This window comes from Octadecabacter ascidiaceicola (assembly GCF_900185015.1).
GTDB classification, from domain to species: domain Bacteria; phylum Pseudomonadota; class Alphaproteobacteria; order Rhodobacterales; family Rhodobacteraceae; genus Octadecabacter; species Octadecabacter ascidiaceicola.
Genome location: NZ_FXYD01000006.1, coordinates 122,142 through 141,548 on the forward strand (window position 1 = coordinate 122,142; position 19,407 = coordinate 141,548).

The window sequence follows — 19,407 nt, forward strand, 5'->3', positions numbered from 1 at the left end:
GATGGATTGGGACGAGTTCGCCCATTGGGGTAAGCATATTTCGGAATGGGGCGCACAGTACCACAAGGCACTGCCCGACACTCCTGTTCGCGCCCAAACTGCTCTTGGGGATATCGCGGCCCAGCTGAATCAGGTTCCCCCTGAAAACGGCGAAGACATGGCGGCGATCCTTGAAGACTTCGAAACCATTGTGATGCCCGGCATGACGCACTGGCAGCACCCGCGTTTCTTTGCGTATTTTCCTGCCAATGCGGCGCCTCCTTCGATGTTGGCAGAGCAATTGGTGAACACCGTCGCTGCGCAATGCATGCTGTGGCAAACTTCTCCGGCGGCGACAGAAGTCGAAGGCGTTATGGTCGATTGGCTGCGTCAGGCGCTTGGGTTAGCGGATGGATTCACAGGTGTGATCCAAGACAGCGCCTCGTCTGCGACCCTTTCGGCCGTGTTGACCATGCGTGAACGCGCGACGGGGTATACGGGGAACAAAGATGGGCTGTCCAACAAGGGCCACCTGCGAGTCTATTGTTCCGACCAGGTGCATTCTTCCATTGATCGTGCTTGCTGGGTCTCTGGGATCGGACAGGCCAACTTGGTCAAAATCCCCGCGATAGGCCCGCGATTTGAGATGGACGTAGATGCACTGCAGCAAGCAATTGCTGATGATCTCAAAGCAGGTCACACGCCGGCAGGCATCATCGCGATTACAGGTGGAACAGGCGTTGGAGGCTCCGATACGTTAGGGCCGATATTAGCGGTCGCCAAGGAGCATGACCTTTACACGCACCTTGATGCGGCGTGGGCAGGATCGGCCATGATCTGCCCAGAATTCAGGGACGAGTTTTGGCAGGATGTTGATGGCTTCGACAGCATCGTATTCAACCCTCACAAATGGCTTGGGGCGCAATTCGATTGTTCGATCCAGTTCTTGCGTGATGCGACGCCGCAATTGAACACGCTTAAGATCGAGCCAGAGTACCTAAAGACCACAGGTGCGCCGGTCACTAACTATTCGGAATGGACGATCCCGCTAGGGCGGCGGTTTCGGGCACTCAAAATATGGTTCTTGCTCCGGTCCTACGGGCTTGAAGGGTTGCGTCAGAGAATTCGAAATCACGTCGCATGGGCGGGTGAGTTGTGCGAGGAAATCCGCGCGATGGATGGGTTTGAAATCGCGAGCGAACCAATACTCAGCCTGTTTTCGTTCCGCTGCCCGGGCGATGATGCCACGCAACAAAGTCTCGTTGATGCGCTTAATGATGATGGCAGAATTTACCTGACACAGGGCGAAATTCAGGGACGTAAAGTGATCCGCTTTCAAGTGGGGCAATTCGATACAACACGTGATGATGTGATGATGGCCAAAACCGTGATCCAAGATATTTGGGAGAAAATTCAATGAAATACGCGACCTACACAGCCGATGGGCAAACCCACTACGGCGCCGTCGCTGATGGGGGAATGATCGCGCTGGATGGCGCTTTACCGCAGTGGCCCACGCTGTTGGATGTTGTGCGTGCAGGCGGGTTTGATGCATTGGAAAAGGCCGCAGAAGGCCAGTCGGTAACGCACACAGAATTCGAATACGAAATGGTGCTGCCAAACGCCCCACGCATCCTGTGCGTCGGTGTGAACTTTCCCGACCGCAACGCAGAATATAAAGACGGATCCGAGCAGCCGAAATACATGTCGCTGTTCCCACGGTTTGCGAGCGGTTTTACCGGGCACAATCGCCCTTTGATCCGCCCACCGGAGAACGAAACGCTGGACTACGAAGGTGAGGTCGCGATTGTCATCGGCAAGGCCGGGCGCCGTATCAGCCAAGCTGATGCCTATGACCACATCGCCGCACTGACACTGTGTAATGAAGGCACGATCCGCGATTGGGTTCGCCACGCGAAATTCAACGTCACACAGGGTAAGAACTGGGATAATTCCGGTTCGATCGGTCCGTGGCTCGTGCCATTCACGGACGCAGCGCAGCTTGACGAGGCGCGCATCATCACGCGCGTGAACGGTGAAGTACGCCAAGACGACGTGCTGTCGCGCATGATGCACCCAATCCGCCGCGAGATCGAATACATCTCGACGTTCATGACGTTGCAGCCCGGCGATATCATTGTCACCGGAACGCCGACGGGGTCTGGCGCACGTCTTGACCCGCCACAGTACCTCAAGCCCGGTGACGTGGTTGAGGTAGAAGTGAACGGGATCGGCACCCTTCGCAACACCGTTGAGGATGAACGCCTGTGATGCCGCAAGATCATGCAAAAGCAGCCGCTGATTTGCTTGCCGCCGAAAAGTCTGGCGAACAGATCGGACTGTTGACCAAGGCCCACCCTGAAATGGGAATGGATGATGCCTATGCCGTTCAGAACGCGATTTATCGCGCCAAGCTAGCCGAAGGGCGCAGCGTGATCGGATGGAAGATCGGGCTGACGTCTAAGGCGATGCAATATGCGCTGAACATCGATATTCCTGACAGTGGTATTTTGTTCGACGATATGGCGTTTGAACACGGCGCAAACGTGCCCGCAGGCCGCTTTATTCAGCCGCGGATCGAGGCGGAAATTGCTTTTGTCATGAAATCCCCGCTGGGCGGTGCAGATGTTACGCGCGGTGATGTGATTGCTGCGACGGATTATGTGGCACCGTCGATCGAGATCCTCGATACGAGGATTTTGCGAAGCGATCCGGAAACCGGTGAAACACGCAAGGTTTTTGACACGATCAGTGACAACGCTGCCAACGCGGGCATTGTCCTTGGCCCGCAAAAACACGCCATAGATGCCTTTGATCTACGTTGGGTCGGTGCGATTACGTCGCGCAACGGAGAGGTTGAGGAAACCGGCCTCGGGGCAGGGGTGCTCAATGATCCGATCGAAAGCGTGGTTTGGTTGGCCCGCCGAATGGCGCAATATGGCCAAAGCATTGAACCTGGACAGATCGTCCTATCAGGTAGCTTTATTCGCCCTGTCGAATGCCCTGCCGGTACGCAAATTCATGCGGACTTTGGCCCCTTCGGCCACGTAGACATTTCATTCGACTAAAGGAAGCGCCATCATGCCAGCACCCCATAATTCGTTCAAACACGCCATCGCCAATGGTGAATTGCAAATTGGTTGCTGGATGGGTCTTGCTGATCCCTACATTGCGGAAATCTCGGCTGGTGCCGGATTTGACTGGCTGTTGATCGATGGCGAACATGCGCCCAATGATCTGCGGTCTATTGTGGCGCAGCTACAGGTTCTTGCCGCGCGCGATAGCCATGCCGTTGTGCGCCCTCCAATTGGCGAAACATGGATTATCAAGCAGCTGCTTGATGCCGGTGCGCAGACGCTATTGGTTCCCATGGTCGAAAGTGCCGCGCAGGCTCAAGACCTAGTTGATGCCGTGACGTACCCTCCGCACGGAGTGCGCGGTGTTGGATCGGCCCTCGCGCGGGCATCGGATTTTTCAGGGATTGGCGACTACCTGACCACGGCACGCAACGAAATCTGTTTGCTGGCACAGGTTGAGAACCAGAAGGGCATGTCAGAACTAGATCGTATTCTGGAGGTTGACGGTATTGATGGTGTTTTCATTGGCCCGTCCGACTTGGCAGCTGATATGGGGTTTATCGGGCAGGCTGGCGCGGCTGAGGTTCAGGCGGCGGTTCTGGGCGCGATGGAGAAGATTGTTGCATCGGGCAAGGCTGCAGGCATTTTGACGTTGGATAAAGACTTGCAGAATGACTGCCGCGAAATCGGTGCGACATTTATCGCAACAGAGATTGATGTCACACTGTTCGCGCGAAACATGCGTAGCGCATCAAATGAAGCGCGTCAAAATCTTCAAGGTGAATAGAAACCTTCCATTACTTAGCTTTCGGCATGATTGGTGACTTCCTACGAGGGCGGTTGCGACTTTAGTGCTCTTGCGAACAAAAACGCGAGCAACAGCGCCGGTATCAGCGCGGCTAAACCAATGCGCATATTGCTGAACTCGGCGACCAAGCCAATGATTGGTGGTCCAATCAAGAAGCCGCATAGTGTCAATTGGGTCAGGATCGCGACGTTAGCCGCGCTTGATCGCCCCTTCAGCACACTGGCGGCACTCACGGCTAACGGGAAACCCAATGAAACGCCAAATCCCAGAAGTGCCACCCCGGCAAATGACAGCCAAATAGTGGGGCTAACCAACGCGATCAGCAACCCAGCCAATGCGAGAACAACAAGGCATTGCGCCAGTTTTTCGACGGCAAAGCGTGACTTCAGTGCGTCTCCTTGAAACCGGCCCAGAGCCACAGACAGGGCGAATACTGTATAGCTTGCGCCTGCGATGCCAGGTGAAGCATCAAATATATTGGTCATGAAGACGGCCAGCCAATCGGCCATCGCTCCTTCAGTAGTCGCAATCCCAAACCCAAAGAGCGCGATATAAATCAAGGGCCTAGAGGGACGTCCGCTGCGCGCTTGTAGCTTTGGCGCGGCTGGCAGTGGATAGTTGGTTATATGTCGAGCAACGAAGATGAGAGGGATGAAACTTACGGCGGAAACTATAGACAGAGCGGCACCAGGGGACACCCGTGCTTCCGCCATCGCTGCCCCGATCGCAGACCCAAGTAACACACCAATCGACCAGTAACCGTGGCAGCCGTTCATAATTGAACTGTCGCTGCGTGCCTCAACTTCGGAGGCCGTCACATTGAGGCTAAGTTGGGCGATTGCCATGCAAACGCCCGCAAGGGAAAGTGCGCCGAACAAAACAGGCCCCGACGTCGCAAAGGCTGGCGCCGGCATTGCGATAAGATAGCCGCCCAACCCAAAAGTGAGCAAACCGCGCGTTCCTAAAAGTTCTGCCAATTTACTGCCAAATGACAGGGCGACCAACAACCCCAATGGCATCCCCATCAGTGCAATCGCCAAGGTTCCTTCGCTCAAGCCGATACTTTCCTGCACTTGTGGAATGCGGGGAAACCATGCGCCCAACGCGAGAGGTTGCAACAAAAATACCAGCCTTAAGGATTTGATATCATTCACTGGCCTGCTGGCTCCGGCAATTTCGCCCTCAGTATTGAGGCGATCTTTTCGGCCTCTAGCGGATCAAATTCTCGTTTGGTTTGGCCAAGTCCAACCTCGGCATATCGGGTGCCAAGCGGTGTTTGCTGAGAGCAAGACGCGTGAAAGGCTGTGATCGGCGTGTTTTCCATAAGGAGAGGAAGATTGGCGCTATTAACGCCGCTTCCCGCCATGATCTCGATCCTTCCAGCGGCTTTTGCATGTAAGCGGTTTAGGCCCTCAATTCCCTGTTCTGCTGACCTTGTGCCCCCAGACGTCAAGATACGAGTGGCGCCCAGATCGACGGCAATGTCTACTGCGGCTTCGGGATCATCCACGACATCCACAACTCGATGAAGGGTCACGTCAAGACCATCGGCAGCCCTGATCATTGCATCCATTGCTTTGCGATCTAATGCTCCGTTCCGCTCGGCGCCTATTACGATGCCTTTCAAACCCAGCTCACGCGCGGTACGGATGCTGTGAATGGCAACCGTGATATCGTCGGATGACATCGTAAAGTCTCCGCTACGGGTTCTGATCAGCACATGGGTTTCGACACCGAGAGAGGCCGCAAACTCCATCATGCCGATATCCGGAGTAACACCACCGACATCGAGGGCACCACAAAGTTCGATACGATCAGCAAAGGCGGCTGAGGCTGCTATTGCGGCGGGTGATTCAGCGCAGATTTCAAACGTGTAGGGGCTATTCTGCGGCATCGTTTGCCACGGCCAGCGCAAAAGCATCTACAAACGCTTCGGTTTGGGAGAAGTCGTCGGTCATCGAGATGAGATTACGAATGTTCTGTCCTATCAATGATGCGAGATCGCTTTGTCCGACAATTTCCGCAGGGGTCGAAATGGCCATGCGCAACGCTGTTTCGGGAGAAATGCCAACCTGATTGACCAAACGCGCAACGCCTTGTGCTTGGGTGATGTGTGCACCCGCCAGATTGCCCTCTACATTTATAAGGCGCCCCTGATCCAAGCGAACATCTTGTCCGTAGAGATCAAAGTGATCAGGACCACCGACAGTCGCCATTGCATCGGATACAAGAAACATCAGGTCCCGTGCAGGCCGAGCTTGAATTGCCAAAGCAACCATACGGTCATCAACATGATAGCCGTCACAGATTATGCCTGATCGCACCCGTGAATTGATTATCGCGCCTACAGCACCAGGCGCGCGCCCGGCCATTGGTGACATTGCATTGAACAAGTGGGTCGCACATGAAGCGCCTGCTGCGATCGCGGCCTCCACCAACTCGGCGTTGGCATTAGTATGACCAATGGAAACAGTGGCACCCATGTCAGAAAGGGCTGCGATTTGATCCGTTGAAGCGGCCTCCGGCGCGAGCGTGATTATCACTGCGAGATCGTGTTTGCGCAGCTTCGCCACGACATCCATCGTCCGTGCGTCCAGATCGCGAATGAAATCCCTGTTGTGTGTGCCGCGCCGTTCAACTGAGATATGCGGACCTTCGATATGCAACCCGACAATGCCCTCACCGTGCTGGGATACAATTGCCGCCTCTACAGCGCGATCCAACACGTCGGGTGCGTCGGTGATAACTGTCGGCATTACGGCAACAGTCCCAAAGCGACGGTGCGCTTGAGCGATGGTGGCAATGCCTTCTCTGGTCGGGGTTGAATTGAGCATTGCGCCACCGCCGCCATTGACCTGAAGATCAACAAAACCAGGCGAAATGCACCCTTTGAAGCGCAATCCGCCTTCATGTTCGTGGGCAATATCGACGACTTCGTTGTCGACGATACGGATGGCTTGCCCAGACGTCAGAGATTGGCCATCAAATAGTAGATCCGGTACAACCCAAACATCCGTCATGCTGTTTCCTCAAAGAAATATGGGGCTAAGGCACATTCAATTTGCGCATGAATTAGCCTTCGTGCCTGCCCGCCTTGTAGTCCTTCGGCACGGTCGAGAACAATCTGGTCAAAGGCCGTTCGCAAAAGGGCGTCAGGGATTGACGAGTCTAGTTCTGCCAAAAGATCCTGCACCGCTGACAGAGCATCTGGTAGCGGCCAATAGTAGCGGATACGATCCGCTAGCCCGAAGTGGCGTTGTGCAAATAGCGCGTGATCATCGCCACTATAATGTCCTTTCCAATGGGTTGGGTCAGCCCCCATTACCTCTTCCATCGTTGCTTGCAGAGCACCTTTGGATGGCCGCAATTGATCAAGAGCGTACAGAGCTTCGCGATAGGCAAAGGTCAACGCGGGGCCTACTTTTTGAAAGGCGAAACCGAGTTCGGCCAAACGGGGGTATACGGCGGGGTCTTGATAGTCGGTCGAGTGCGCCTCTAAGCAAACGTGAGGGTGGTCTTCCAATGCGTCAAGCAAGTGTGGATCGCGCTCCATTGGTAAGGCGTGCACGGCTGTCGGGCTAAATTCCACACCGGGTTGCACAACCAATCCACCAATTTTGTCTGCCATGTCACCAAAAGCCGTATCATGAGCCGCGAGCGTCTTTCGGGCCGCGCTGGGTGACGTCGGCGGAATTTCACCATGTTCATCAACCCGCGCACCGCCAGGGGGCGGAACCTCAGTGCCGACAACGAACAAGAGGTCATCGCGGGTGTCACAACAAATCTTCGCTAACCTGGCCGAACGCGCAGCGGTCACTTCATCATCCGATTGCGAAGGCTCGCCAGCGCACCCTTCGGAACAATCGAGGTGGATTTTACTAAACCCTGCAGCGACATAGTCGCGAACCATCACATCGGCCTTAGCCATCGCCGAGTTGGCATCTTTCGCGCGCCAAGCCTGCGGCCCCAAATGATCACCTCCAAAAACTATACGTTCGCGATCGACCCCTTCAGCATCGGCTAAGCCATTCACAAAACTGACAAAGCCCGCAGGCGTCATTCCGGTATACCCGCCGTCCTGATTGACCTGATTTGAAGTGGCCTCAATTACGACATGACGATCCAAACGCTGCGCCATAGCCAAAGACGCCTTCAAAACATCCGGTTGCGCCGAACAAACGGAAGGGATTGCCACCCGTTCACCTGCGCGGTTGCGCCTGATGATATCTCTTAGCACATCAAACATTGAGTTGCTCCTGCCATGCGGCAAAAGCGGCGCCACGTGCACCACTTGTGTCCCCACCCTCGGCCAAGACCAATCTAGATGTACCAAAGCCGGGCAGCTGCGCTGCTTTGGCAGCGGCGGTCAAGTCATCAACGATTCCATCGATTTGGGTCAAACCGCCCCCTAAAATGATCAGGTCAGGGTCGACCGTCAGAGTTAACGTATGTAGCAAGTCGGCGGTCAGGTCGCACCAGACCCGCCATACATATTCCATTGAGTTATCGCGTGCCGCCGCAATCTGATGTGTGGTCAATTCTTGGCCTGTTATATGTTTCGCCAGTCGCACAAGACCAGGACCGGCGATATAGGTTTCAATACATCCCGTACGCCCACATCCGCATTGCCAGATCGGCAAGTCGTATTGCGCCACCAGATGGGCAGGCGCTGAGGTGTGTCCGAACTCACCCCCCGTTAAAGTTGGGCCTTGCAGGATGCGTTGATCAACCGAAATGCCGCCACCAATGCCAGTACCAAGGATGAGCGCCATCACTGTGCGATGGCCTTTTCCGAGGCCAAATACCGCCTCCGAGAGCGCCAATGCACGACAATCGTTTACATATTTGATGGTGCAACCGGCCGCGTGCGCAATATCTGCCGGAAATGGGTGACCCGTAGCGACCAGATTGGCTGTTAGGGCCTGACCGTTATTAGGATTAACCAAGCCTGCCGCACCGATACCGACCGGTGTTCCAGTGGCCGTTTGGCCAACTGCCCAATTGATCTGTAAAGCAACAGCATTGACCAACGCGTCATAGTCATGTGGCGTGTCAACTCTTTGGCGTGCAATCACTGTCCATTTTTCGTCAAAGATCTGCGTCTCGATCTTCGTTCCACCAAGGTCTATCCCAATCGCTGTCATGTCGTCACTGGATATAGTTTGACGTCAGACACAACACGGCTGAGCGTGGATTGCCCTGAAAACGGATCATCTACGTTCAAGCCAAGGGAATGGGCCCACATCACCCCTTTCACCTGGGCTTGTGCGACACAAAGCGGTGCAGCCCATGCGGCACCGAAAGGCATGGCAACATCGATGTCTCCACCTGGTCCGATTGTTTGTACTGTTGAGCGAGGGAATTGTTGCTGCAACTCTTTAGCAAGATCTGTGCCGTAATTCTGCGTTGGTTGATTGGGGTTAAGGAAAATGGTGATTGCGGTGCTGTCCGTAACGAATGCTTTTGGCCCATGCCGAAACCCGAGCGTGCTGTCCCAAAGTGCCGGCATTTGGCCTGCGGAAAGTTCCATAACTTTCAGCGCAGCTTCGCGTGCAGCAAAGGTCAACGGACCGGCACCAACATAGACCGCGCGGCCGGGGCGATCGCCTGCGATGAGCTGCGGAAGCAAGTTGTCCAGCTGATCAGCAAGGGCATTTAAACGGGCCGGAACATCACATTTAACATCAAAAAGCGCGAGCGCTGTCAGCAACATCGTCGAAAAGCTCGATGTCATTGCGAAACCAGCATCATGCGTTGCGTCAGGTAAAATGATGACCTGAGCGGGACCAGTACTAACCCGCGTCGCAAGCGCGCCATCCTTGTTGCATGTTATATTCAGCCGTGGCGCGTCAGGCACTAAAGCATCTAGCGCATCCATAGTTCCGATGCTTTCGGCGCTGTTGCCCGAACGACCGAAACTGACAACGAGAGGGCGTGCACCTGCTAAGACATGAGCCGGATCAGCGACAAGATCGGTGCTGGGCACAGATCGCGTACCTTTTACAGATGCGGCAACAATGTCGCCGATATAGGCACTTGTACCTGCACCACAGAACCAGACTTCATCAAAGACCTGATCAGAAATCCAGCCGCGCAAGCCTGCCACATCAAGCGTCGCACCCCAGCTACGCCAGATTTCAGGCTGGCTATGGATTTCGCGCCAAGTCGCCCAATTTGTAAGCCCTTCAATCATGTTGTTTTCGTAACCTTTGACAAAGTTTCAGGCATGTCGGGGTCAAGCCCCAACGCAAGTGCTGTGTTCAAGATCACAGGATACAGCATCGCCAGCAATACGGCCGCTGCCGCTGCCGGCGTTACGGCCTCACCGCCTAAATCGGAAAGCCGCACGCGATGCACATCGCAATCAACTGAACGGAAGCGCGCTTCTGCCTGATCTAGGCTGTCTTGAATATCGTCAAGCCCCGTATCCAACATCAGCACCATCAACGGATTCGTGGCGAGCTGCAAAGGACCGTGAAGCACTTCTGAGCTCGAGTAAGCTTCTGCATGAATAGCGCAACATTCCTTGAGCTTGAGCGCGACCTCATGCGCAGCCCCATATCCGGTATCGCGTCCAATGACATAGACATGACGCGCCCGAAGGAATGCTGCCTGCAGCCCTGCAGCTTGACCATGCGGCAGGGTCATTTCGCCCACGGCATTCGCAGCATGCTGTGCTCTGTTGGCGTAACTGGGTTGAAGTTTGCTCAGCAAGGCCATGCCTGCAGCAACGGCGCCAACCACAGATTTGGTCGCTGGCACTGCCAGTTCTGGGCCCGCATCTATCGGGAGGGTCACGTCAGAGACTTTTTCAACGGCGCTGTTTTCCTGGTTGGTCAGTGCCAAAACTCGGGCACCGGCTTTCGCTGCCCCTTCGGCAGAATGAACAAGGTCGTGGCTTGCACCTGATTGGCTGATAACCAACGTCGCGCAACCTGCCATCGCGACGCCGTCACCAATTGAAAAGACCGAAGGTGGCAGCGATGTCATGGGCACACCCAGTTCACGCATGAATTCATAGGACAATATATTTGCCGCAGCGTCTGATGATCCGCGCGCAATTGTATAGATCGCGTTTGGCATCTCAATTGGGCCAGATACGGTCTGCGTCACGGACTTCGCGAACACCTCAAGACATTGCGCTGATTCCGCCGCCATCAAGCAGCCAGGCGTTTTGTTTTCTAGTGTCATGCTCTTAGTCCAAACTTATCAAATTCTCGCCATGTGGCAGTTAAATCAACTATGCCGCCGCTGATCCGAGCCTCATCGAGGGCCATAGCCGCCAACCCTGCTTCAAGGGCATCAACAACGCCAACCGGTAGGTCGTCTACATCTCCGCGTAGGAATGCGACGATGTCATCGACCATCATATGGTCGGCGCCATAATGTGATGACGCGCGAGCGGCGTTCATCTGAGTGTAGTCATGCGCTGCGATAACCGAACCGTCGCGCGCGGTTGCTTTCAGTTTTCCCCGGACAAAGTCGCCCTCAGCCATGCCATGTGTCCCCATCACACAGAACCTGCGGTGCTCATCGGGAACGTTTAAGTTGGTGTGAAAGGTCAAAGATGCGCCGCTTTCGTACTGCAACAGTGCTGTTTGATAGTCGATTATGTCACCGTCTGAGTGGAATGCATCATTGGTGCTGTTCCACACCGACGGCTTGTGATGCATGATTTCATTTTCAACATTAGAGAACGGAGCGTTGTCCGGAACGAAGGACTTACGGCCACCAAAACTAGCGACTTTGGTCGGGCGGGACTTCGTCACCATGTTGTAAATATCGATGTCATGACAACATTTTTCCAGCATGAATCCACCGGACCAAGATGTCATACGCCGCCAGTCGCGCATAAAGAACGCGCCGTGATAGGGTGCAATATGTTCATTGGCTTCAAGCGATACGACAGGGCCCAGATCGTTAAGCACAGCGCGCAGATCAACCATATGCTGAGAATAACGTAAAACCAGTCCAACCATCACCCGATCCGTACCGTACTCCGCAAGCAGAGACGCCAGTTCCATAGTGTCTTCTTTGGTCGTGACGACAGGTTTCTCGGTGAAAATGCGCACCCCTGCTTTCAAACCCATCTTGATATGATCCAGATGGAAACTGTTGGGTGAACCGACGAAGAAAAGGTCGGGTTTGGTTTCTGTCAACATCGTTTCTATGTCGTCAAAGCGGGGCGTATTACGCCGCAATTCAGCACATGCGGCAAATCCGGCCCGAAGTTGTGCTATCTTGGGTACATCAGGGAACCCTGGAAACACTTGATCTGGGATCAACGCACGCACCGCATCGGTGTCGATCGTTGTGCCGTCAACCTCAAGCGCTGAGGCCGGTTGCGGGTCGTAATAACCCACCAACTCCGCTTCCGGCATCGCTTCTTTCAGAATGGATAGCACATGGGAGGCGCGCAGCCCCAAGCCTGCTGTTATGACTTTCATGCCTTTCCCCTTAGGCAACCAGCTCTGGCGCTGCTTTGCGACGCAACACGTCACCGGCAGCATCAAAAACGTGGCAGGCTTCTGGTGCAACGTGAAGCTTCAACGGAGCGCCTTCTTCGATCAACGCGTCACCCGGAAGTGAGGCGCAGAACCGTGTATCGCCACCAACCGTGCCATACGTGATCGTCGCGCCACCCAGCCGCTCAAGAACCTTGACGGAAATCTCTAGCCCTTCGTTGCCAAGTTGCACATGTTCGGGGCGAATTCCGACTTCGACCTTGTCGCCAACGCTAACGGTCGCGGTCTCGACTGGCAGTACCATTTGATGACCGCCTTTGAGGTCAACCTTGATGCCTGACGCATCAACGCCCAGTACGGTTGCGGGGATCAGGTTCATGTTCGGTTGGCCAATAAACGAAGCCACAAATTTTGTCTTTGGGTGGTGATACAATTCCATCGGTGAGCCAAATTGTTCGACCCGTCCGCCGTTCAGTACAACAATCCGGTCGGCCATAGTCATAGCTTCAATCTGATCGTGGGTCACATATACCATCGTGGCATCTAGGTCGCGGTGCAATTGTGTTAGCTCCACTCGCATATCACCGCGCAAGGCCGCATCGAGGTTGGACAGAGGTTCGTCAAACAGGAACACTTTAGGTTCACGCACAATCGAACGCCCAATTGCAACACGTTGCCGCTGGCCGCCAGATAATTGGCCAGGTTTCAGGTCAAGCTTGTCTGTTAGTTGAAGGATCTCGGCGGCGCGTTGTACGCGGCCATCGAGATCTGATTTTTCAAGTTTTTGCACACGTAAAGGAAACGCGATATTTTCGTAAACCGAAAGGTGCGGGTAAAGCGCGTAGGACTGGAACACCATCGAAATTCCGCGATCTACTGGGTGGGCGTCGCTAACGTCTTCACCGCCGATAATGATGGACCCATCCGTTGCCTCTTCCAAGCCGGCGATGATGCGCAGCAGCGTGGATTTTCCGCAACCTGAGGGGCCGACGAAAACGACGAATTCTTTGTCCTCAATCGCGAGACTGATGTCATGCAGCACTTTGGCTGAACCAAAGGATTTATTGATGGCATTCAGGTTAAGCGTGGCCATGGGTTCGTCCAATCGTCAATAAATGTAGTGAAAGTGAGGGCCCCCGGGCCACCCAAGATGCGGGCAGCCCGGGGAAGGGAGTTGTTTTTAAAGCGCTTCTTCGAGCTCTTCGCCGGCGATAGTCACAAGGTTGTCCACGGTGTCATCTTCAAGAATGATGCCTTGGATCATGTTCGTGAATACGGACTGCAGCGATTTGAAGTCTTCCAGAAGCGGCTCTGGGCCACCTGTAGAGATCGTCGCTGTGAAGTTTGGCCAGATACCATCTTTGTAGTAAACGTCAGTCATGCCCATCGCTTCGTAATCAAGGATTGGTGTCAGACCCCAAGAGCTGTCGAGGTCGTACTGACTGTCACCGGACGTAATCCGCTGGGCAAGATCATGCGCCAATTCTTCATGGCCGGATCCTTTGAATACAACGATCGAGTCTGTGATCAGGATTGTGCCGCTTTCACCGGATGGGCCAGCAGGGACAGGCGCAACCAGCTGGTTGATGTCCTCGTTGTGCTGTCCGTGACCCCAAGGACCCTGAACATACATTGCGATCTGACCATCGTTGAACAGGTCTTTCAGCTGGTCGCGTTCCCAAGCGGTCGGGCCTTCCTGAGCAACCGCAACGAGGCTGCCGTAGAACTCAAGCGTTTCGCGTGTCTGCTGGCTGTCGAGCATGTTTTCGCCCGTCACGGGATCGATCACCACGCCACCGTTTGAATAGAGGTAGTTCAGGAATTGGTGCATTGTGTTGTCGAAATCTTTACCGGCGAGGCCAACGCCTGCGGCATCTGTATTGTCGACAACACCTTGCGCCATAGCGGACATCTCGGCCCAAGTTGTTGGAGCAACACATTCCTGTCCGGACTCTTCGACGATATCACAGTTGATATAGAGAGCCTTGGTCGAAAACGCATGCGGGTAGCCCCACTGTGTGCCTTCAATTGTCACTGTGTTCAGAACGCCGTCTTGGTAGATCACGTCCTCTTGAATGTCGGCTGCAACAATCAGGTCATTGTTGGCCAACTGACGCAATGTGCGTGAGCCCATGTATGCGATGGAAGGTGGATCACCCGCAGCAGCCAGCGTCAGTGACTTGTCCTGACATGTACCCCACGGCACAGCCTCGAGGTTTACCGTCACGCCGTCGTGGTCGGCTTCGAATTGATCAACAACAGCCTGATCGGCTTCGCGGACTTCGCCGCCGCACATGATAAAGTGCAACTCTTCTGCCTGTGCTGACATAGCAGTGCCCGAAAGCAGCAGCGCGCCCATTGTTAGGTTCATAAGTTTCATTTGGTAGTCTCCCTTTGTTGGTAGTCTGGTTAGTGCGTTGGTTATTCTTTGACCGCGCCGGCCGTGAGGCCTGCTACGAGATACTTTTGCAGGAACAAGAAGATGAGTAGGACCGGAAGGATGCCAGTTAGGGCTGCAGCCATCATCTGGTTCCATGTGACATCCTGATAGCCGATGAACTCGAATAGACCGGCGGGCAGGGGTTGCAACTCACGTTGCTGGTTGAATGTAATCGCGAACAGGAATTGCTGGGCATAGGCGCCGATGAACACGGCGGTGCCGACGACGATCAGGCCAGGTGTCGCCAGCGGCAGAACCACGCGTCGAAGAGTATACATGCGGGACGCGCCATCCACGAAAGCGGCTTCTTCCAGCTCTTTGGGAATTTTTTCCAAATAGGAACGCAGCAACCAGATACCCGTAGGGATCAGGAAGGCGACACCGGGCACAATCATAGCCCAATAGGTATTGAGCAGACCCATCGTGCGCAGCACACGGTAAAGCGGGATCAGTAACACAGCACCGGTGAACATGTTCACACCGAGGAATATAGCCAACGTTGCGTTCTTGAACGGAAACTCGAGACGGGCATAGGCATAGGCAGCTGGCACCACGAAAATCATCGTCAGGAAAGTTACAGAAAAGGCGATGAAGACCGAGTTGAAGATATAACGCCCGAGCAGCGGTACGGTTTCCCACATGTCGCTGTAGGCCTGAAAGCTGAAGTCCTCTGACCAGAACTGATAGGGACTGCGGAAAAGGTGCTCTAATGGGCGCAAGGATGCCATGAACATCTCAAAAAAGGGCAGCAGGATGAAGATCAGGAAGACCGTGATCGCGGCGTAGATGCCGACCATCTGCAGCTTTGTATACTTATCCATCATCTTATTTGGTCCCGTATTTGCGGTTCACGATTTTCAGCACCTGAAGGTAGAGAATTGAGAACACCCCGAGCAGGAACACGATTATAACTGCGCGCGCCGAACCTTCGCCGAATTTGAAGTTGCCGATGGCTGTCTTGTAGGTGTCAACGATAAGCGTGGTGGTGGCGGCTCGTGGCCCGCCTTCGGTCAAGATCCAGATGATCTCGAAGCTGTTGAAAGTGAAAATCGCAGACAAGAGCGACATAGACACGATGACCGGCATGATCTGCGGGATTGTGATGCGTCGGAAGCGGTACCAACGGCCAGCGCCGTCTACCCACGCGGCCTCATATAGGTCGCGACTTACGCCCTGCATGGCTGCCAGAAAGAACAGGGTCACCATCGGTGTGCCAACCCAGACGTCAGCGACGACCGCCGAGTAAAATGCCGATTGCTTGTAGGCGAGGAATTCGAAAGGCCCATCCGTAATGCCGAGTGACATCATCGTGCCAGACAGGACGCCGAAATACCCGTTGTACAACCAGAGCCAGCCAATCATGCCAATTGCCATGGGAATGATCCAAGGGGGCATTACCAAAACCCGGAACAGTCCGCGCCCCGGCACAGCGGCGTTCAAAAGCGTTGCGCCAATAAGACCAAGTATCAGCTTCAGTCCAACCGACAAAAACATCCAATAGAAGGTCCGCACGATCGTTTGATGGAACTTACGGCTATCGGCGAGGTCTTGGTAATTGGCGAGCCCGACATATTCTTCGCCACCAAGGCCTGCTTCCATGAATGAAAGACGGATCGTTTCGGCGAGTGGCCAAGCCACAATTACAGCAATGAATAGCATCGCTGGGCCGATCAACAGCCAAGCAAACACAGGCTCAGATAGCGTCTTTGCCTTTTTCTTGGCGACAGAAGACTCAGCTTCTTGGCCTGTCGCGTGTGTTGCTTCAGTCATCTTTTCCCCCCGCATGAACGATCTCGAATCGATCTTTCACAATTACCCTATCGCGAATTTTGATCTTTGCTACCACTTTAATACCAAAAGTAACTACCTGCAAAAATACACGCTAAAACATACTATTAGGAGTATTTCGAGCTAGGTAGGCGGTAAAAATAGTTTCCATTGGTATTTCTTTTTGATACCACCGCCCAACAGCAGCGACGGATGGCGGGATGGCGGACTTCTTGATCGAATTTGACCAAGGCACTTGGTATCAACAAGGCCGCGGGCCGCGTTACAAGCAGCTTTGCCGTCATATCAGCGGGTTGGTTGCGTCAGGCTCGCTGCTTACTGATGATCAACTGCCATCTGAACGCGACATTGCTGAAATCGCAAAAATTAGCCGTGTCACAGTGCGCAAAGCCATCGCCGATCTGGTGGCGGACGGGCTAATCGAGCAGCGTCAAGGCGCTGGATCCTTTGTGCGCGGTGGCGGTGAACGGTTCGAGCAATCGCTCTCATCTCTTGTGTCATTCACGGAAAACCTGCAAGCGCGCGGCATTGTTTCGACCAGTGAAGTGTTGTTGACGGGCGTCTTCCGCCCGACGCCGACAGAGGCCACGGTATTGGGTCTTTCTTCCCATCATCAAGTTGCGCGGGTTCACCGCTTACGGCGTGGTGATGGCGTTCCCATGGCATTGGAGCATTCGACTTTACCTGAGGATATACTCCCCCGCCCCGACAAGATCGGGCTTTCGTTATATGAATTACTGCGCGCCCGCAGCAATGCGCCAGTCCGCGCGATCCAGCGCGTTACAGCCGTAAACGCGCCGGCGCCCGTGGCTAAACACCTCGACCTGACGGAAGGCGCGGCCGTTCTTCAGATAGAACGCACAGCCTTTCTCGCGTCGGGGCGGCCGATTGAATTCACCAGTGGGTTTTATCGCTCGGATGCCTACGACTTCGTTTCTGAACTACGATTGGATTGATATGCAGTATGATTGTCGCATCGCGGGCGAGCTCTTGATTTGCACCATTACCCCGGATCGCGCGCTGGACGAGGCGGTGTTTTGTTTCTCCGGCATGTCACCACTGCATCCCGTGGAAGTCGGCACGCTGAGTCGCGCATTAGGCAGCTACACAGAAATTGCGTTGCCCAACCTATCCGCGGATACGCCTCATAAGATCGCGATTAAGTATGCAGGCGGCTTTCTTCCGGCAAACCGCGCTTGGATGCCCCTTGGACCCTATTTGCGTGTTGGCGATAATGTGATCGCTCTGCCCGCTACAGAATTAGGTCGTCATGTGCCGGAGCGTGGCGATGTACCGGATCACGACCTGTTGCCAATCGTCCCTCAACCCCAAAATTGGAAAGCAACCGGCGAAACGGTTGCAGTTGATGGCTTTGTTGTTTCGGGCGATGCTCTCAACGCGGTCGCTGCATTGGCCGACCGGCAAGGGTTAGCATTTCGCGGTGCGCATCCGGTCGCAATATTGAATGAGGATCTACCCGTAGACGCATACCGGCTCGTGATCGACAATGATGGTGTGACGATCGCTGCATCCTCCTTTGGGGGGCAATTCTACGCGGGTGTCACGCTGCTTACTCTGTTGCGGGAAGGGCCGCTCCCGTGTGGTGAGATCTACGACGCACCAAGGTTCTCATGGCGTGGCCAGCATCTTGATACGGCGCGGCACTACTATCAGCCTGAATCAATACGGGCCTTGCTCGATGTAATGGCGATGCTGAAACTGAACCGGTTTCATTGGCACTTTGCCGATGACGAGGCATTCAGGATCGAACTTGAGAGCCTCCCAGAGCTTTCACAGAAACTGAAGTTGCGTGGTGAAGGCCAACTTTTGCCAGCGATCTTTGCAGGCGCACCTGTACAAGGGGGGGCTTATTCACAAGAGACCGTACGTGCCATTATCGCGCATGCTAAAGCGCTGAATATCGAGGTACTGCCCGAGATCGAAGCACCGGCGCACGCCTTGGGTCTTACTGAAGTCTACCCTGATACCCGCGACCCGGATGATAATGGTCTAGAAACATCTGTCCAAGGATACCAAAGGAATGCCTTGAACCCGGCAATGCCGAAAACTTGGGAGGTTCTCGAGGCCATCGTTGATGAAATTGGTGCACTGTTTCCCTTCGGGCATTTGCATCTTGGATGTGATGAGCTGCCAGAGAATACATGGAAGGGTAGCCCACGGGCCCGCGCACTCATGGCTGAACACGAGTTAAAGACGACACAAGATTTGCAGGGCTGGACCATCGCCAGACTTGCCAGCTACGCAGCCAGTAAGGGATATCGACCCGCAGCATGGGAGGAAGCCGCACAAGGGCGCAATGGGGGAATTGGAAACAACGCGATCCTGTTCAGTTGGACTGGGCAAGGCCCAGGCCTTGAGGCTGCGCGAGCAGGATATGATGTGGTGATGACACCTGCGCAAAATCTATACTTCGATATGGCCCACACCGACGCGCTTGATGATTGGGGGGCAAACTGGGCTGCTTTTGTTGATCTACCCGATACGATTTCGTGGGACCCAGTTCCGGATCCGGTATTATCTGACCGGATTATTGGCGTCCAAGGCGCCTTTTGGTCCGAGTTCACCACGCAAGATTCCCAGATGTGGCCAATGTTGATGCCACGAATGTTGGGCCTTGCAATGATGGCTTGGCAAGTAGATCGGCCGAAACCAGAAACTCTGAATATTCTCGTGCCACATTACAACCTGAATGATGCAGGACGCTTTGTCTGAGCGCCCATCTGTCAGCCACGCATGAGCGCCCAAGCTGCCGCGGGTCAAAATTATAATTGAAGGCCCAAGACCTTGTAATTGTGTTACTTTACTTTCAATCTGGCCCGGTGTCTGAAA

The 19,407-nt window shown here is 54.5% G+C and carries 18 protein-coding genes; 6 read left to right on the plus strand and 12 right to left on the minus strand.

Features of this window, described 5'->3' with window-relative positions; translation table 11 throughout:
- Position 1: 1 nt before the first annotated feature.
- The 4 genes from OCA8868_RS15775 to OCA8868_RS15790 are packed head-to-tail and all read left to right on the plus strand — an operon-like array spanning position 2 to position 3,843.
- The gene (locus tag OCA8868_RS15775) at positions 2-1,399 is read left to right on the plus strand and encodes a pyridoxal phosphate-dependent decarboxylase family protein (RefSeq protein ID WP_093997549.1); all 1,398 of its coding nucleotides are present in this window, start codon (positions 2-4) and stop codon (positions 1,397-1,399) included.
- The gene (locus OCA8868_RS15780; protein ID WP_093997550.1) at positions 1,396-2,250 is read left to right on the plus strand and encodes a fumarylacetoacetate hydrolase family protein; all 855 of its coding nucleotides are present in this window, start codon (positions 1,396-1,398) and stop codon (positions 2,248-2,250) included. Before OCA8868_RS15775 ends, OCA8868_RS15780 begins: the two co-directional genes overlap by 4 nt.
- Positions 2,247-3,047, plus strand: a complete 801-nt coding sequence (hpaH, locus tag OCA8868_RS15785; RefSeq protein WP_093997551.1) for a 2-oxo-hept-4-ene-1,7-dioate hydratase — start codon at positions 2,247-2,249, stop codon at positions 3,045-3,047. The genes OCA8868_RS15780 and hpaH overlap by 4 nt, the downstream gene beginning before the upstream one ends.
- Before the next feature lie 13 nt (positions 3,048-3,060).
- Complete coding sequence (locus OCA8868_RS15790) at positions 3,061-3,843, plus strand: aldolase/citrate lyase family protein (RefSeq protein WP_093997552.1); 783 nt, start codon at positions 3,061-3,063, stop codon at positions 3,841-3,843.
- A 41-nt stretch (positions 3,844-3,884) separates the two neighbouring features.
- Here the strand turns inward: OCA8868_RS15790 and OCA8868_RS15795 are convergent, their stop codons facing one another.
- The 12 genes from OCA8868_RS15795 to OCA8868_RS15850 form a co-directional block, all read right to left on the minus strand.
- Positions 3,885-4,985 carry an MFS transporter gene (locus OCA8868_RS15795; protein ID WP_143849667.1) on the minus strand — a complete coding sequence of 367 codons (1,101 nt, stop codon included), beginning with the start codon at positions 4,983-4,985 and terminating at the stop codon, positions 3,885-3,887.
- A 29-nt stretch (positions 4,986-5,014) separates the two neighbouring features.
- Complete coding sequence (locus OCA8868_RS15800) at positions 5,015-5,758, minus strand: copper homeostasis protein CutC (RefSeq protein WP_179214878.1); 744 nt, start codon at positions 5,756-5,758, stop codon at positions 5,015-5,017.
- On the minus strand, positions 5,745-6,884 hold the full coding sequence (locus OCA8868_RS15805; RefSeq protein WP_093997555.1) for an N-acetylglucosamine-6-phosphate deacetylase: 1,140 nt from the start codon (positions 6,882-6,884) through the stop codon (positions 5,745-5,747). Before OCA8868_RS15805 ends, OCA8868_RS15800 begins: the two co-directional genes overlap by 14 nt.
- A complete protein-coding gene (locus OCA8868_RS15810) occupies positions 6,881-8,110 on the minus strand; it encodes a class II D-tagatose-bisphosphate aldolase non-catalytic subunit (RefSeq protein WP_093997556.1) in 1,230 nt (409 codons plus the stop codon). Before OCA8868_RS15810 ends, OCA8868_RS15805 begins: the two co-directional genes overlap by 4 nt.
- The gene (locus OCA8868_RS15815; protein WP_093997557.1) at positions 8,103-9,008 is read right to left on the minus strand and encodes an ROK family protein; all 906 of its coding nucleotides are present in this window, start codon (positions 9,006-9,008) and stop codon (positions 8,103-8,105) included. Before OCA8868_RS15815 ends, OCA8868_RS15810 begins: the two co-directional genes overlap by 8 nt.
- The gene (locus OCA8868_RS15820) at positions 9,005-10,057 is read right to left on the minus strand and encodes an SIS domain-containing protein (RefSeq protein WP_093997558.1); all 1,053 of its coding nucleotides are present in this window, start codon (positions 10,055-10,057) and stop codon (positions 9,005-9,007) included. Before OCA8868_RS15820 ends, OCA8868_RS15815 begins: the two co-directional genes overlap by 4 nt.
- Entirely contained in the window at positions 10,054-11,055 is a 1,002-nt protein-coding gene (locus OCA8868_RS15825) for an SIS domain-containing protein (RefSeq protein WP_245848315.1), read from the minus strand. Before OCA8868_RS15825 ends, OCA8868_RS15820 begins: the two co-directional genes overlap by 4 nt.
- Positions 11,052-12,311, minus strand: coding sequence for a Gfo/Idh/MocA family protein (locus OCA8868_RS15830; RefSeq protein WP_093997559.1), 1,260 nt, complete (start codon positions 12,309-12,311; stop codon positions 11,052-11,054). The genes OCA8868_RS15825 and OCA8868_RS15830 overlap by 4 nt, the downstream gene beginning before the upstream one ends.
- Before the next feature lie 10 nt (positions 12,312-12,321).
- Entirely contained in the window at positions 12,322-13,422 is a 1,101-nt protein-coding gene (locus OCA8868_RS15835; protein WP_093997560.1) for an ABC transporter ATP-binding protein, read from the minus strand.
- 87 nt (positions 13,423-13,509) lie between these two features.
- Positions 13,510-14,709 carry an ABC transporter substrate-binding protein gene (locus OCA8868_RS15840; protein ID WP_093997561.1) on the minus strand — a complete coding sequence of 400 codons (1,200 nt, stop codon included), beginning with the start codon at positions 14,707-14,709 and terminating at the stop codon, positions 13,510-13,512.
- A gap of 41 nt (positions 14,710-14,750) precedes the next feature.
- Entirely contained in the window at positions 14,751-15,593 is an 843-nt protein-coding gene (locus tag OCA8868_RS15845) for a carbohydrate ABC transporter permease (RefSeq protein WP_093997562.1), read from the minus strand.
- A 1-nt stretch (position 15,594) separates the two neighbouring features.
- Positions 15,595-16,539 carry a carbohydrate ABC transporter permease gene (locus tag OCA8868_RS15850; RefSeq protein ID WP_179214879.1) on the minus strand — a complete coding sequence of 315 codons (945 nt, stop codon included), beginning with the start codon at positions 16,537-16,539 and terminating at the stop codon, positions 15,595-15,597.
- A 218-nt stretch (positions 16,540-16,757) separates the two neighbouring features.
- On the opposite strand from OCA8868_RS15850, the gene OCA8868_RS15855 reads away from it, so the two are divergent.
- Together OCA8868_RS15855 and OCA8868_RS15860 are read left to right on the plus strand one after the other, a co-directional pair.
- Positions 16,758-17,513, plus strand: a complete 756-nt coding sequence (locus OCA8868_RS15855; RefSeq protein ID WP_093997564.1) for a GntR family transcriptional regulator — start codon at positions 16,758-16,760, stop codon at positions 17,511-17,513.
- 1 nt (position 17,514) lies between these two features.
- Complete coding sequence (locus tag OCA8868_RS15860) at positions 17,515-19,290, plus strand: beta-N-acetylhexosaminidase (RefSeq protein WP_093997565.1); 1,776 nt, start codon at positions 17,515-17,517, stop codon at positions 19,288-19,290.
- The last annotated feature ends 117 nt before the right edge of the window (positions 19,291-19,407 follow it).